This is a genomic window from Arenibacter troitsensis (genome assembly GCF_900177645.1).
GTDB lineage: Bacteria > Bacteroidota > Bacteroidia > Flavobacteriales > Flavobacteriaceae > Arenibacter > Arenibacter troitsensis.
Genome location: NZ_FXAO01000003.1, coordinates 201553 through 216059, shown reverse-complemented (window position 1 = coordinate 216059; position 14507 = coordinate 201553). Strand labels below are relative to the sequence as shown.

The following is a 14507-nucleotide window of genomic DNA, read 5'->3' as shown; positions in this document are numbered from 1 at the left end:
TTATTTGTTAAGCCCTCCTTTTCCCATTGCCCATATCCCTAGGATTGGACCAATGGTAAGAACTGTAAAAATATAGCTGGAAGCTACAACTTCCAACCAAAAAGTTAGCAATTGTATGCTGATTATACTGATGGTGAAACCAATGCTGTTTACAAGGGTAAGCGCCGTACCCTTTAACTCTATAGGTACTGCAGAGGCAACCAGGGTAGAGAATTGTGGAGAATCAGAAACCACGAACATCCCCCAAAGGCAAAAGGCCAATAGGAATAGGTAAGTGGGCATAAGAAAAAATAATGGGGAGGCCATACAAAGCAACCCGGATAACAGCAATGAGAACATGGCCACTTTTCCACTACCCCATTTAAGAGCAAAATTTCCGCCAATGGCACATGAAATAGCGCCCAGACCAATTATAGAAAAAGTCCACAAGGAATATGGAAGGTTAATATTATGAATGGAATTATAGGTTTTTATAGCAAAGGGAATAAAGGCCCAGAAGGCATATAATTCCCACATATGTCCAAAATAGCCTATAGCCGCTTTCTTAAAGGCTGGAATCCGAAAAAGGGTCATCCCCGCTCTTAGTTGCAACACCTTGCTTGATTTTCTATATGGACCATTGGGTACCATAAAATAGATGGACGCCCCACCCAGAATAGTCAGCAAAGAGGTTATTTTTATTACCATGGTATAATCTTCCCCCAGTTTTAAACCTTGTAATAAATGCGGAAATGCCGTACCCAACACCAAGGCCCCGACCAAATAACCGAGTGCCTTGCCCAAACCCTTTTCATAATAATCGGCCGCAATCTTCATCCCTACAGGGTAAATGCCCGCAAGAAAAAAACCGGTGCCCAATCTGGCCATAAACAATGTTGTATTGGAGATATCCTGAAACAGAAGCACCATATTGCACAAAGCGGCCAAAAAGGCGCTGATCATAAAGACCTTGGAAGGAGAATAGCGATCCGCAATCATTAAAATGGCGAACACCAAGGTACCCACAATAAAACCTATTTGGACTGAAGACAATACATAACCAATAATTTCGGTTCCCAATCCTGTTTTTAGGACTAGATCATCCAAAACGGCGTTGCCAGCAAACCACAAGGAGGTGCACGCAAACTGCGAAATAATTATAATAGGCAATATATATGCCCCTAACTTCAATTTAGCACTGTGTTTTACATTGGACATGCAAGAACAAATATGATTGAAAATGACTGAAATAACCCATCATTTTTAATGAAAGATTTTCTGTTACCTATTCTATAAAATGTTCCAATAAACCACGTACATTTTTAATGCTATCTATATAATAGCTGGCCTGGGTTTTTTGTCGACCTACTTTTACGGTAATTGCGCTTTCCGGCAATTCTTGAAACATAAATTCATCGGTCCAGTCATCCCCTATGGCAAATACAAAATCATATTCCTGTTGCGAAAATACCCGCATTGCAGCCCGACCTTTATTTACATTACTGCTCTTAATTTCTATAACCTTATTTCCATTAAGTATACTCAGATCGTCGTTGGCGATAAGACTTGTAAGTACCGTATTGAGTTCGGTGGCCCGCTTTTGCCCAAAATCTGGATCGGTCTTACGGTAATGCCATGCCAAGGAATAGTTTTTTTCTTCAATAAAACTGCCAGGGGTCCTATCCACAAAGGATTCCAGTACCGGGTGAATTTTTTCCATCCAATCCTTTTTCACATTCTCCAACATTCTGAAATCTTCCCCATTTTCGGAAATCCACACGCCATGTTCAACTATCATATTGTACTTCTTTGGCAAAAACCATTTGGTAAAGGTATCCTTATCGCGACCACTAATTAAATAGACATCGGTGTTTTCCAATGCCGACATCCGGTCTAATAATCCATACAATGCCTCATCCGGATTTGCCTTTTGTGGATCTCCGTGAAAACCTGCCAAGGTGCCGTCATAGTCCAGGAACATTAATCTTTTTTTTGCTTTCTTATATTCCTTTTTAATATCGCCCAAAATGTCATTGGACAACTTGCGCGACTTATAGGAATGGTCTATTAGTTTTTGATTTTTCAAGGAGGTCATAAAATCATTGGCCCATTTTTCAACGTTATACCTTTCCAATCTTTTTTGCAAAATGGCATTTCTTGCCTTCTGTTCTTCCACCGGCATATTGATGGCCTCATAAAGGGTATCCGCAATTTCTTCAAAATTATTGGGATTAATAAGCAGGGCCTCATTCATTTCATTGGCGGAACCGGCCATTTCACTCAAGATAAGGACACCGGTCTTATCGGTTCTGGTTGCAATATATTCTTTGGCTACCAGGTTCATTCCGTCCCGTATAGGGGTTAGCCAGGCTATATCGCTGGAGGTATAAAGATCTATTAGATTCTCGAAAGGCATGGAGCGGTAGAAATACCATATAGGTGTCCAGCTCACTGTAGAGAATTCCCCATTGATCCTCCCCACCAATTCGTCTATTTCCTTTTTCAACAATTGATACTGTGGAACATTGGATCTTGAGGGCACCGCCAGTACAATTAGCCTAACCTTTTCCTTGTACTGTGGATATTTGGTTAAAAAGTATTCAAAGGCATTAAGCCTTTTAGCAATCCCCTTGGAATAATCCAATCGGTCTATTGATAAAAAGAATTTGGCTTCCGGGTCCGATTCCTTGTGCATGTCTAGTCTACGCTGTAATTCGGAACGCTCACCGGTTTTGTTTTCATCATGCTTTTTTGCCGCTTCGCTAAACTTTTTGTAATCGATACCCATGGGAAAGGAATCCACTTTAATGACCCTGTCCTCCAAATAGATATCGTTAAAACTTACCTCAAGCCCCAATAATCTGCGTACAGAACTTAGAAAATGCCTTTCGTAATCATAGGTGTGGAAACCTATTAAATCCGATCCCAACAATCCCATAAGAACTTCCTTACGCCAAGGCATGGTCCTAAAAATCTCGTAGGATGGAAAGGGAATATGTAAAAAGAACCCAATGGAAATATTGGGGCGCTTTTCCCTTACCATTTGTGGCACCAACATTAATTGATAGTCATGTACCCATATAGTATCGTTTTGCCCAGCTACCTTGAGAATGGCATCTGCAAATTTTTGATTAACGGCCTTATAGGTTTCCCAACTTTGCAGCTCAAACTCTGAATATTCCAAAAAATAATGAAAAAGAGGCCATATGGTACGGTTACTAAATCCATAATAAAAACCATCCACTTCCTCAGAAGTTAGATTTACTTTGGACGAACCGTGTTTTGCCAATGCCTTATCAATTTCAGGTGCAAGTCCGTCCGGAATCTCTTCATCGGTTAATCCACTCCAGCCGATCCATAAACTATCACCTCCCGAGTGAACGGATTTCATGCCCGTAGCCAAACCGCCTACACTTGGTATTGCAGTAATACTTCCATTGTCAATTTGTAATTGTACGGGTAGTCTATTTGAGATTATGATAGTTTTGTCCATAATTTGCTTTTTTTAAGGGTTATTCGCATTAAATTTCCTTAAATTTCGGTAAAATGATGTGTAAAACCTACTAATTAGGTTTATTTAAAGAATAAAATGATATATGGATAATTTAGACTACGGTATAATAGGAAATTGTAGAAGTGCGGCGTTGATTTCCAAGAAGGGCTCATTGGACTGGTGCTGTTTACCCGAATTTGATTCCTCCTCTATTTTTGCAAAAATTCTTGATGATAAAATAGGAGGCAGCTTTGAAATCCTGGTAGATGATACTTATACTATAGAACAAAAATATATTCCCCTTACCGCAATCTTAGTCACTACATTTTCCGACGGTGAAAATAGTTTTGAGATACAGGATTTTATGCCCCGTTATTACAAACAGAGCGGAGGCTACAATGCACCACCTGAAATTATAAGGTATGTAAAACACCTTTCGGGCAAACCCGTTTTCAAGGTTTTGTACGACCCTAAATTGGAGTATGCCATGGGGAAAACAAATACCTATGTCAAGGAAAATTTTGTTGCCAGTTTAACCCATGAGGTAAAGTTCGACACCTTTTTTCTCTACACTTCATTGGACAAAGAGGATATCATGTCCAAAAGTGAAATAGTTCTGGAAAGTGATGCCTATTTTCTTCTGGGTTACAATGAAAAGATATTGGAACCAACCCTGGAAAGGGTGTATTTGGAACTGGAGCGCACCAAAGTCTATTGGTTAAATTGGTCTAGCAAGACACCTACTTATAAGAAATATGATGCCGAGATAAAAAGAAGTGCCCTAACCCTAAAAATGTTGAGTTACGACAAGTCCGGGGCGGTTCTCGCTGCCGCCACTACCTCTCTTCCGGAAACCATTGGCGAGGTTAGAAACTGGGACTATCGCTTTTGTTGGATCAGGGATGCTTCCATGGTTATCAAGGTGGTTGGACAATTAGGGCATAAAAATATAGCCAAACGTTATTTACAATTTATAATAGATCTTATTCCTGATAAGGATGAGAAATTGCAGATCATGTACGGCATCAACAAAGAAAAAAAGTTGACCGAAGAAACGTTGGACCATTTGCAAGGGTACAAGGGTTCCAAACCTGTAAGAATAGGAAATGCGGCTTACAAGCAGCGACAAAATGATATTTATGGGATCCTAATGGACGTCATATATACCCAATTGGAAAAGTTCGACACGGAAATAGAAAATGGGGAAGAGCTTTGGGGAATAACCAAGGGAATCGTTTGGATAGTAAATAAACATTGGCAAGAAGCCGATAAGGGAATTTGGGAATTTCGTACGGAAGATAGGCATTTTACATTTTCCAAAATTTTGTGTTGGACGGCTATCGACAGGGCCATTAAAGTGGCCGAACTTTTTGGAAAGCAGAGAAAAGTGGATAAATGGCGTACTCTGGAACAACAGATTAGGGAAGATATCCATCAACACGCATGGAATGAAGAGAAACAGGCATTTACACAATCCTACGGTTCACCGCATTTGGACGCCTCGGTATTATTGATGGAATCCTACGGATTTATCGATCCCAAAGACCCAAAATATGTCAGCACGGTACTGGCCATTGAAAAAGAGCTGTGCAATGATGGATTACTCTACAGGTATAAAAACGAAGATGATTTTGGACTACCCTCTTCATCTTTTACCATTTGTACCTTTTGGTTTATAAACAGTCTCTTTAAGATAGGTCATGAAAAAAAGGCCATGAAACATTTTGATCAATTATTAAGTTACAGCAATCATTTGGGCCTGTTCAGTGAGGATATAGATTTTAAGACCAAAAGGTTACTAGGGAACTTCCCGCAAGCCTATTCGCACTTGGCGCTAATAGAATGTGCTATGAACTTTTCCAAAAAACACAGTGAAATGGAAATTTTGGAATCCCTTAAGGACCATGATAAATGATGTAGTTGGCCAAATAAATTTTAAAGGCAATCCTTTACGGTTAAGGGGATAGTAAAAGGTATTTAGCTTCAGGGCAAGCCCTTCATCCAATAATAGGAATCGATCCAAGGGTCGGGGTATTGCATATAGATTCCGCCGAAAAAGGCGAGATTAGTTCAACTTGCAATTTTGAGTGCGTCTTACGGACTTCTCAAAATTGAGTTTCACTAATAATTTTTGATTGGAACTAAAATTTCTCAAATACACCCAGGCCAAATAAGGCAAAATCATATTTTACCGGATCGTGGGGATCCAATCGTCTAAGATTGGCGTCCAATTCCGCCAAGGCCTTGCCGTCGTTCTGTTTGCGTTGGATCAGCCCCAATTTTCGGGCCACATTGCCCGTATGAACATCTAAGGGGCATGACAATTGCGAAGGTGAAATTTTATCCCAGATTCCAAAATCCACTCCGCTGTTATTGTCTCTTACCATCCACCTTAAGAACATGTTGATCCTTTTGGCTGCGGAGCCTTTTTGAGGGTCGGAAACATGTTTTGTGGTTCTTGTAAGATGGTCCAGCTCAAAAAAAACGGTCTTGAATTGGGAAATGGACATTTGTAGGGATGTTACATCTCCTTTCAAGGCGAAGGTGTTCTCCAATCCCCCATATTGGCGGTAGATGTTTTTTAAACTCCGTATAAAATACATTAGATCCGCCCCGTTAAAAGTTCTATGAACAAACCCTTGAAGTTTTTCCAGATCTTTTGCTTGGTGGTTCATTACAAAGTCGAAAGGGGAGTTTTCCAACAATTCCATCATTTTTTCCGAATTGTTTATAATACTTTTTCTATTGCCCCAAGCAATAGTGGAGGTTAAGAATCCACTGATCTCAATATCTTCCTTTTTCGTAAATCCATGAGGTATCCGGAGAGGATCTGTGGATAAAAAATCCGGACGATTGTATTGTTCTACCTTCGCATCCAAAAATTCTTTCAATTCTTCCTGTGTCATGCCAATGGGAAATTTAAATACTTAAAAAGAAGTATGGGAGTAATTAGTATACCATTATACAAAGAGTGCAAGCATATAGACCACAATAATCCTAACTTAACGCGCACATACCCCAAAAATACCCCTAAGATCAATTGTGGCGCCACCAATAGCGGAGCTATATTAAATACTTGCTCGGACAATTCGAAATTGGTCAAATGAACGGCTGCAAATAATAAAACAGAGGCATAAAAAATATATTTGAAAAAGGTCTTGTTCTTGAACCAGATCAATGGGCCCCGAAACAAAATCTCCTCTATGGCTGGAGCAATGACTACCGCCATAAGAAAAAGAGTAACCATGGAATAGTTCTCTAAAAATTTTTCAATGGCGTGTTCGCCTAGATCCATTTTCAAAAGACCTATCAACCATTGGTTAATTATTCCTATAGTGACACCTATAACAATACCCCATTGCAGAAGTGCTGCAACAATCCTCAATTTTAAAGGGTTTGGAACATGGTCCAAGCGCTTATAAGCAGGGGCTTTTGTAAATTTCCAGACCTTGGCAAGTATTTTCATCGGGTAATGGAGCCGTCCACCATAATCAGCTTTCTATCGGCCATATTGGCAAGTTCCTCATTATGGGTTACAATGACAAAAGTTTGTCCAAAGGCATCACGAAGATCAAAAAACAATTTATGAAGATTATCGGCACTCTCAGAATCCAAATTACCACTGGGTTCGTCCGCAAAAATAACAGAAGGGCTGTTCACCAAAGCCCTAGCTACAGCTACCCGCTGTTGCTCTCCGCCGGAAAGTTCATTGGGCTTGTGCTGTAATCTATGGGAAAGCCCTAGGAATTCCAGAAGTTCTGCAGCACGTAATTCTGCCTTTTCCTTTTTTGTACCCTTTATAAATGCCGGGATACAGACATTTTCCAAGGCCGTAAACTCTGGCAACAACTGATGGAATTGAAAAATAAAACCAATATGGCTATTTCGAAATTTGGCCATGGCCTTATCCGACATTTTAGTTACGTCCTCATCATTAATCAACAGACTACTGTCATTCTTATTGCTTAGGGTATCCAAAGTGCCCAGTATTTGCAAGAGAGTAGTTTTGCCGGCTCCAGAAGGGCCTACAATTGATACCACTTCTCCTTTTTTAATGTGCAAATCCACTCCTTTGAGTACTTGGAGATTGCCGTAAAACTTATTGATGTTTGTAGCCTTGATCATTATTACAAATTATGGGTTGAAAGTAAACATTACCAAGAAGAATACAAAATAGTTATTGGCTACAAGTCTTTTTCTTGTTCAATTTTATACCGAGTAATCGAACTACAACCAGTAAGAACAAATTCCTATAGGATATTCCTTTTTTAATAATACGGTAATGATTATATTGTGAAGGCGACAATTGCTTAAATTATAGGACAAGGCTTTTATGACACAATATAGAAATTTGGAAGAATACAATCTGGAAATCACCGATGAGGTCAAGGCCAGATACTCCTCTATTATCAATGAAATAGGAGAGGACCTCAACAGGGACGGACTCATAAAAACTCCTGAAAGAGCTGCGAAGGCAATGCTTTTTTTAACCCAAGGTTATAAACAGGATGCGGTGGAAATTCTAAAAGGAGCCATGTTTAAGGAGTCTTATGACGAAATGGTGATCATTAAGGATATTGAGGTCTATTCTTTGTGCGAGCACCATATGCTGCCTTTTTTTGGGAAGGCCCACATAGCCTATATCCCCAACGGCCACATCGTTGGCCTAAGTAAAATACCTAGGGTGGTGGATGTTTTTGCAAGACGATTACAGGTACAGGAGCGACTCACCAATGATATACTAGAGTGTCTAAACAACACCTTAAAGCCTCAGGGTGTGGCAGTGGTCATAGAGGCCTCGCATATGTGTATGATGATGAGGGGGGTGCAAAAGCAAAATTCCGTAACGACAACTTCTGGCTTTAGAGGCCAGTTTGAAAAAATAGAAACTCGTAACGAATTTTTAAAATTGATAAGCTCAAATTTATCATAGTACCTTGTACCAGGAAAGGTGTAGAATTTTGGCATCTTATTTGATTTGTAGCTACTGTAATTCATAAATATATCTACATTGAAAGATCATAAATTAAGAAACCTATTTTTGGGGTTACTTTTTGACGGGATAGGAATGCTCTCTTTTGTTGTTCCTGGGATTGGAGAGTTTTCGGACGTCATCTGGGCTCCCGTGGCGGGTTGGCTAATGACCAGATTGTACAAGGGAAAGATAGGACGTGCCGCAGGGGTGATAACCTTTGTTGAAGAAATGTTGCCTGGTTTGGATGTTGTTCCAACCTTTACGATCATGTGGCTTTATACCTATGTTTTGAAGTCCGCTAAAAACGAAAAAATCATATCGGCCAAGTAATTTGATTATCAAGTTTGAATACCCCCTATTAACAGCTTTAAACTTATTAAGTGACCTATGTTACTCAAGTTTTCCGATATCTTTCTTAGATTTATCTAGTATTATAATATTAGATAAATGAAAAGAAGAAATTTTGTCAAAAAAACCGGCTTGGGTTCTTTGGTAGGAATACTGGGTTTGGATATCGTATATGGCGCTAAAATTCCGGAAAACTACACCCTTTTGGGGCTTCAGGATCCAGACCCATTTCAAATGTTCGATAAGGATAAGGAAATGGTAGTCCTAAACAGCAAACCGTGGAATATGGAGGCGGTGGCCCATTTGTTGGACGATAGGATTACCCCGAATAAATATATGTTTATCCGAAACAATGGCCTGGTTCCGGAAAATATCGATGTCAAGAAATGGTCCATAACTTTTGATGGTGAATCCGTAAAAGAAAAGAAAACCTTCACTTTGGAAGAATTAAAATCCAAATTCGCCCATCACACCTACCAACTAACATTAGAATGCGGGGGCAATGGAAGAAGCGAATTTGATCCGCCCGCAAAGGGAAACCAATGGACCATAGGGGCCGTAGGCTGTGCCTCTTGGACAGGGGTTAGTTTAAAGGATGTACTTAATGAGGTTGGTATTAAGGACGATGCCGTTTATATAGGCTATCATGCCGCAGACCAACATCTAAGTAGAGATCCCAACAAAGAACCCATATCAAGGGGGGTTCCTATTTCCAAAGCCATGATGGATGAAACCTTGTTGGCCTTTAAAATGAACGGTGAGGATATTCCTTTGGTCCACGGGTATCCCTTGCGACTGGTTTGTGGGGGATGGCCGGCCTCTACTTCAGGAAAATGGGTAAATAGGATTAGCGTGAGAAATATAGTCCATGATGGGGAAAAAATGACAGGATCCTCCTATAAGGTACCTTGTAACCCCGTTGCACCGGGTGAAGAGGTAAAAAATGAGGACATGTGTATTATAGAATCCATGCCCGTGAAATCCTTGATTACATACCCTAAATCCGGAGCCATGATTCCTAAGGGAAAAAAATTGAATATTAGGGGGCACGCCTGGGCCGGGGAATTGGAAATTTCCAGGGTATCCTATTCCATCGACTTTGGAGCTACATGGTCCGAATGCTCGTTGGAAAAACCTGTAAACCGATTGGCTTGGCAGCATTTTAAGGCGAGTATCAGTTTTCCAAAATCTGGATATTACGAAGTATGGGCACGGGCTACAGATTCCAATGGCGTAAGTCAGCCCATGCTCTTGCCGGGATGGAACCCTAAAGGATACTTGAACAATGCATGCCATAGGATTGCCGTAAAAATAAGTTAAATGAGCAAACAGGATAATTTTAGAAAACAGGTAAAGTCTTTCTATGGCATTTTGGTGATTTCCTTTGCTATGGTACTACTTATTGGTGTTTTGGGCGTTATTTATATGATGGATCCGTCCGTATTTTCGTCCAAAAAAGATACCCCAAATTCAGAAGTTGTTGATGTTGACCCTGATGAAGATTGGGATAAAATAGAGAACGGTATCCACCTAAGAACGGGATTTAAGGATGGGGAGGGTTTAATGACCGTGGTCAACAACTGTACCAATTGTCATTCCGCGCAATTGGTCATACAGAATAGAATGAACGAGGAGCGATGGATAGAGACCATTCGCTGGATGCAAAAAACACAGAACTTATGGGATCTAGGAGATAACGAAAAGGTTATTGTGAATTATTTGGTCACCAATTATCCACCCAAAAGTAAGGGAAGAAGGGAGGCGCTGACCAATATAGAATGGTACCCATTGGAGCAGTGATGGATATTGGACAATGAGGTAAAGGAAAAAAATCGTGGAAAAATATTTTGAAGGTTTCATCAATGCGATTGTAGGAACTGCGAACTGGACATGGAAATCCATAATATTCGAGGTGCCCTGGTATACCAATTATTTTTGGGGACTAATAATTATTTCGCTTGTGGTATGGATGCTGGAAATTTTGTTTCCATGGCGTAAGGAACAATCTATTTTTAGAAGGGATTTTTGGTTGGATGGCTTTTATATGTTCTTCAATTTTTTCCTTTTCGCCATTGCCATAAGTGGGTTTTACAAGTTATTGGGCCTTCTTTTCAGCGATTTGGGGATAAGGCAAGGTAGTCTTGCCGTTATGGATACGTCCCAATTTCCCAATTGGCTTCAATTATTGATCTTTTTCCTTATTTTGGACTTTGTACAGTGGTTTACCCATATTTTGCTCCACAAATACCCATTTCTATGGAAATTCCATCAAATACACCACAGTGTAAAAGAAATGGGTTTTGCAGCCCACTTGCGTTATCATTGGATGGAAAATATATTCTATAAACCCTTAAAGACTTTCGGTGTACTGATCTTGGGAGGTTTTGAACCCGAACAAGCCTATATTGTCCATTTCTTTGCCATAGCCATTGGGCATTTCAACCATGCCAATATCAAAATAACCTGGGGCCCTTTAAAATACATTCTAAATAATCCTGTAATGCATTTATATCATCATGCCCATGATTTACCCGATGGAAAATATGGCGTAAATTTTGGAATTAGCCTCAGTCTCTGGGATTATATTTTTAGGACCAATTATATCCCTGAAGATAGTGGCACCATTGAACTGGGCTTTAGAGGGGATGGGGAAATTCCAAATACTTTTTGGAAACAAATAACCTACGGCCTAAAAAAATCGAAGCCGTAGGTGTTTCTTGTGTTGGAATAATTGTTGGATCCAATTTAAAATAAAGACCCCACTTTGCGAACTTCTGCTACAGTAGAATATTTAGACCAACAACAACCGATCTTCCCATATTTAAAATACCATCACTTTTTAGACGGGATAGATGGGCAATGTATTTTTTATCCAATAGGTTGTTAGCGCTAATATTGATATTCATGGATTTTTTCAAAAATTGAATTTCCCCTCCTAAACCGGCATTTAAAAGGGAGTACCCAGGGGTAACTGTTTCAAAGGCACTCACTTTCCCCTGCTTAAAGGTGGTATTCAAAGTAATGAACGCATTGGACCTAAGCCACCATCCCGAGGCATTATGGAACTCTACCCTGAACGTATTGGTTAATCTATTGGCCGGTATCAACGGTAAGGCTTCACCGCTCTTCAATTCACCGAACACCGTTTGATAACTACTCTCAATATGCAACCAATCGTAAGGATGGGGATGCAAATGAAATCCAATTTCCCCTCCGTATAAGATGGCATCTTGTTGTAGATAGTTGTAAACAGGGGTTTCATCCATAAGGGTTCCACTTGGTGCAATGTAGATATAATCCCTTATACTGTTGTGGAAACCATTTAGAAAAAATTCATAATGTTCATTTTGAAATTCCAATGCCAGATCAATTTGTAGGTTTTGCTCGTTCTTTAGGTCCCTATTTCCAATTTCAAACCTATTGGTGCCCTCATGGGTACCATAAGAAGTAAGCTCAGCCAAATTGGGAGCCCTAAACCCAGTAGCCACATTGATCCTACCAGTAAATTGCTCGGAAATATTGTTCTTGTATCCCAAGGCGCCATTAAAGCTATTAAAGTTACGTTTTAAGGGGGCAATATATCCTTCTTCCCCGCTACTCCCATAGGCCTTGGCATCTATTTGCCTATGATCATAGCGCAATCCCACTTGAAAATCGTTGTTTTGATCAAGGTGAAAATGGGTAGTCCCCAAAAAGCCTATATCTTGGGTAGTGGCATCCGGAATTAAAATCTCTTCCCCATAATTTTTATTGGTTTGATAAATTCCTTGCACGCCAACAACAGTTTCAAACTTGCCCGATTTAGGGAGATGGTACTGCAGGTTATAATTAAAGGTGTTAAGCTTCATGTCCAAGGCAGCTTCTTCATGACCTTCTTCTTCCGCATGGTCTTCTTCCTCTTCCTCGTGGCCCTCTTCCTCTTCCTCATGGTGATCGTGGTCTTCAAACTCCTTCCGGTTATTTCCAATATAACCTAGAGTGATGTCCAAATTGGAGTTGTTGAAAAATATTTTGGAGTTGGAGCTCAAAATGTGGTTGTCCAATTTTTGATAAGGCAGATCGGGTGATCTGGAGGTGGTTTGCAAGCCCACCTCTTCCGGAATCCCCAAATTGGATTGGTTGTAATTGTATCTTATATCACTTTTAAACGAGGTTGCCTGATAGCCAAATCCCGCCTTTAAATCTTTCTCATTGAATCGGGAGTTGGTAACCCTATTGCCATCCCCACCTAAATAATCAACATGGTTATTAGTTGCCAATCGCAAAAGATATTTAAATTTTTCGCCCGAGGTTCTTATTCCAGCACCACTGCTTATACCCAGGGTATTGCTATTGTAGTTGAAATTTACATCGCCCTCCGTGCTGTTTGGGGATGCAAATTTTTCAGGGTTTAAATAAAGTACTCCACCCATAGCGTCGGATCCATATAAAAGGGATGCTGGACCCTTTATGATCTCAACACTTTCTATTCCTGCCTCGTTTACCCCTAAACCATGTTCCGCTCCAAACTGCTGGTTTTCTAGGCGAATACCTTGTGTATACACCAAAACACGGTTCGAAGTAAGCCCCCTGATTACCGGTTTTCCTATACCTACACCGGTAGAAACTACATCTACGCCGGGAATGGCGCCTAAACCTTCCACAAGAGTAGGGGCCCCTTGGGTTTTAAGTGATGAAAGCTTAGCAAACTCTACCTTCATAACGTTTTCACGTTGTAACTTATGGAACGGGGTAGATACAATAACTTCTTCCATTTCAATAGCACTCGGAAGCAAAGAAATATCCAAGGAATTATTGCCTTTTTCTATAGTAATATTTGCTGAAAATGTTTGGAAACCGATATAGGATGCTACTATTTTATAGGTCCCCGTAGGTAGACCTTCAATTTTGTATTCCCCAACATCGTTGGTAACACCACCTTTTTCCATTTGAGGAAAGTAGAGGGAGACCTGTTCCAGACCTTCCTGGTTCTCCTTATTGCTAATTTTCCCGGATAAGGTATTTTGCGAATTCGCTGATATAAATGTCAAAATGCAGAGTATTGACAGTATTACTTTTTTCATTTAATTTTTTTATAGGTAAGGGCGCCCACTGCCTGGTGGCAATGCACTTCCAATGTTATAATTGATATTGCTTGTACTTTTAATGTAAGGTCTTATATCTTCCAAGATGCTCTGGCACAAGGCCGCAATTTGGCTTGGGAACAATAAAATAAATCTATCGGTCTTTTATGGAAACACAGCATGCATGTTCCAGGTTGTATAAGCCCCGTGAAAAATTTTAAATGGAGAGAGGAGGTCCCCTTCTGGAGAAATGAAGTTGCTGATATTTACTTAAAAAAATATAATGGTCTGTAATTTTCTCTGATTTTGCTTTGACCGTAAATGTGGTAAATTCCTGTTGAGAATGCGTGTAATAATGGGTAAGGTTGAATTTATGGTAATCACAATCCAATTCTACTTCATGTATATGCAACTTACCTTTTTCTTTACAAACAAAGGTATGGTGCTCAAAGACGGCATGTTTAAGTTTTAAAACGGAAGGTAGGGCTATTAAACCGACCAAGAGGACGGCAATAAACGAAAAGGTTATATTTCTGAAATATATCTTCACCCCTCAAAGCTAGTGGTATCCCAACAAAATGATTGTTAAGAAAAATATAATTTATGTATTTGCTACCAATATATTAGGGTAAATATCCAATGCAGTCAA

The 14507-nt window shown here is 39.9% G+C and carries 13 protein-coding genes; 6 read left to right on the top strand and 7 right to left on the bottom strand.

From position 1 onward, the window contains the following. Positions 1-1197 carry an MFS transporter gene (locus B9Y87_RS08065; RefSeq protein WP_085497924.1) on the bottom strand — a complete coding sequence of 399 codons (1197 nt, stop codon included), beginning with the start codon at positions 1195-1197 and terminating at the stop codon, positions 1-3. Between the two features lie 67 nt (positions 1198-1264). Continuing rightward, complete coding sequence (locus tag B9Y87_RS08060; protein ID WP_085497923.1) at positions 1265-3472, bottom strand: bifunctional alpha,alpha-trehalose-phosphate synthase (UDP-forming)/trehalose-phosphatase; 2208 nt, start codon at positions 3470-3472, stop codon at positions 1265-1267. 103 nt (positions 3473-3575) lie between these two features. Between B9Y87_RS08060 and B9Y87_RS08055 the strand changes: the two genes are divergently transcribed. Beyond that, positions 3576-5387, top strand: coding sequence for a glycoside hydrolase family 15 protein (locus tag B9Y87_RS08055; RefSeq protein ID WP_085497921.1), 1812 nt, complete (start codon positions 3576-3578; stop codon positions 5385-5387). A gap of 226 nt (positions 5388-5613) precedes the next feature. On the opposite strand, the gene B9Y87_RS08050 is transcribed toward B9Y87_RS08055, so the two are convergent. Genes B9Y87_RS08050 through B9Y87_RS08040 form a run of 3 tightly spaced genes read right to left on the bottom strand, consistent with a single transcriptional unit; the run spans position 5614 to position 7597 of the window. Beyond that, on the bottom strand, positions 5614-6378 hold the full coding sequence (locus tag B9Y87_RS08050) for a TIGR02757 family protein (protein ID WP_085497920.1): 765 nt from the start codon (positions 6376-6378) through the stop codon (positions 5614-5616). Beyond that, positions 6375-6938 (bottom strand): CPBP family intramembrane glutamic endopeptidase, encoded by a 564-nt coding sequence (locus B9Y87_RS08045; protein ID WP_085497918.1) that lies wholly within the window; start codon positions 6936-6938, stop codon positions 6375-6377. The genes B9Y87_RS08050 and B9Y87_RS08045 overlap by 4 nt, the downstream gene beginning before the upstream one ends. Further along, positions 6935-7597, bottom strand: coding sequence for an ABC transporter ATP-binding protein (locus B9Y87_RS08040; protein WP_085497917.1), 663 nt, complete (start codon positions 7595-7597; stop codon positions 6935-6937). Before B9Y87_RS08040 ends, B9Y87_RS08045 begins: the two co-directional genes overlap by 4 nt. 208 nt (positions 7598-7805) lie before the next feature. Here B9Y87_RS08040 and folE point away from each other — a divergent pair, with 208 nt between their 5' ends. The 5 genes from folE (at position 7806) to B9Y87_RS08015 (ending at position 11505) form a co-directional block, all read left to right on the top strand. After that, on the top strand, positions 7806-8405 hold the full coding sequence (gene folE, locus B9Y87_RS08035) for a GTP cyclohydrolase I FolE (RefSeq protein ID WP_085497915.1): 600 nt from the start codon (positions 7806-7808) through the stop codon (positions 8403-8405). A 69-nt stretch (positions 8406-8474) separates the two neighbouring features. After that, on the top strand, positions 8475-8777 hold the full coding sequence (locus B9Y87_RS08030; RefSeq protein WP_085497913.1) for a hypothetical protein: 303 nt from the start codon (positions 8475-8477) through the stop codon (positions 8775-8777). Positions 8778-8894: 117 nt separating this feature from the next. Next, positions 8895-10115, top strand: a complete 1221-nt coding sequence (locus B9Y87_RS08025; RefSeq protein ID WP_085497912.1) for a sulfite oxidase — start codon at positions 8895-8897, stop codon at positions 10113-10115. Further along, positions 10116-10595 (top strand): monoheme cytochrome C, encoded by a 480-nt coding sequence (locus tag B9Y87_RS08020; protein WP_085497910.1) that lies wholly within the window; start codon positions 10116-10118, stop codon positions 10593-10595. A gap of 34 nt (positions 10596-10629) precedes the next feature. After that, positions 10630-11505 (top strand): sterol desaturase family protein, encoded by an 876-nt coding sequence (locus B9Y87_RS08015; protein ID WP_085497908.1) that lies wholly within the window; start codon positions 10630-10632, stop codon positions 11503-11505. Between the two features lie 67 nt (positions 11506-11572). On the opposite strand, the gene B9Y87_RS08010 is transcribed toward B9Y87_RS08015, so the two are convergent. Then, a complete protein-coding gene (locus B9Y87_RS08010) occupies positions 11573-13858 on the bottom strand; it encodes a TonB-dependent receptor (RefSeq protein WP_085497906.1) in 2286 nt (761 codons plus the stop codon). 217 nt (positions 13859-14075) lie between these two features. Beyond that, positions 14076-14408, bottom strand: coding sequence for a hypothetical protein (locus tag B9Y87_RS08005; protein WP_085497904.1), 333 nt, complete (start codon positions 14406-14408; stop codon positions 14076-14078). Positions 14409-14507 lie beyond the last annotated feature (99 nt).

Bases quoted from the DNA above. Each gene is read 5' to 3' on its own strand.
- B9Y87_RS08065 (WP_085497924.1), bottom strand. From the start codon at position 1,197: ATGTCCAATGTAAAACACAGTGCTAAATTGAAGTTAGGGGCATATATA.
- B9Y87_RS08060 (WP_085497923.1), bottom strand. From the start codon at position 3,472: ATGGACAAAACTATCATAATCTCAAATAGACTACCCGTACAATTACAA.
- B9Y87_RS08055 (WP_085497921.1), top strand. From the start codon at position 3,576: ATGGATAATTTAGACTACGGTATAATAGGAAATTGTAGAAGTGCGGCG.
- B9Y87_RS08050 (WP_085497920.1), bottom strand. From the start codon at position 6,378: ATGACACAGGAAGAATTGAAAGAATTTTTGGATGCGAAGGTAGAACAA.
- B9Y87_RS08045 (WP_085497918.1), bottom strand. From the start codon at position 6,938: ATGAAAATACTTGCCAAGGTCTGGAAATTTACAAAAGCCCCTGCTTAT.
- B9Y87_RS08040 (WP_085497917.1), bottom strand. From the start codon at position 7,597: ATGATCAAGGCTACAAACATCAATAAGTTTTACGGCAATCTCCAAGTA.
- folE (WP_085497915.1), top strand. From the start codon at position 7,806: ATGACACAATATAGAAATTTGGAAGAATACAATCTGGAAATCACCGAT.
- B9Y87_RS08025 (WP_085497912.1), top strand. From the start codon at position 8,895: ATGAAAAGAAGAAATTTTGTCAAAAAAACCGGCTTGGGTTCTTTGGTA.
- B9Y87_RS08020 (WP_085497910.1), top strand. From the start codon at position 10,116: ATGAGCAAACAGGATAATTTTAGAAAACAGGTAAAGTCTTTCTATGGC.
- B9Y87_RS08010 (WP_085497906.1), bottom strand. From the start codon at position 13,858: ATGAAAAAAGTAATACTGTCAATACTCTGCATTTTGACATTTATATCA.